1 pseudogene is annotated in these 649 nt (G+C 35.9%); it reads right to left on the bottom strand.

From position 1 onward, the window contains the following. Window positions 1-649: pseudogene (locus DRF58_RS18205) on the bottom strand (restriction endonuclease subunit R); the annotation flags it as partial.

Raw genomic sequence — 649 nt, 5'->3', positions numbered from 1 at the left:
GTAATTGCGGTTAAAGTCTTTTACAAAACGATTTCTAATATCATTGGAAAGTTCTTCCCGAACAAACTTGTAAAACAAATCGTTCGCAGCAGCTTTTCGCCTTTCTCTAACTAACGCATTCCTCTCTTTATCGCTTCCTGTAACCGTTTCGTTATCTACAAAGCTTCGCACTTCCCAAGCTGAAGAACCTGCAAAAGCTTCACTTGATAAAGTGCCAACAAAATCTTTGAATTTTTCCGCAAGATTGTAATCTACAATGACTGATTCGGTACGTTTTGTAATATGATTATATTGGTCTTTTTCTATTTGACCCAACTCAAATTTGTGTACGAACTCGTGGTTCGGACTGATATAAATTTCATCTAAAGATTTCGCTTTTGGTAATACTTTTTCTAATAGTGCTTTTTGTTTTTCGTATTGACCGGCAGTGCCGGGTCCAATTTTATCATTAATTAAAAAATTGGAAGCCGAACTTCGGCAAAAATCCCGCTCCAATTGTTCCAGTTTTGCGTAAATATTTCCTTCAGTATAATAAAAATCGTGAACCCAGTTTCCATCAATGAAGTTGGCAAATTGATAATGCTTTCCACGATTATTTAATGTGCCGTCATAAGACGTATCTCTGAATGCTTCAATTTGTTCTTTGGTA

The organism is Epilithonimonas hispanica (assembly GCF_003385395.1).
Classification (GTDB): domain Bacteria; phylum Bacteroidota; class Bacteroidia; order Flavobacteriales; family Weeksellaceae; genus Epilithonimonas; species Epilithonimonas hispanica.
This window is presented reverse-complemented; position numbering and strand designations above follow the sequence as displayed.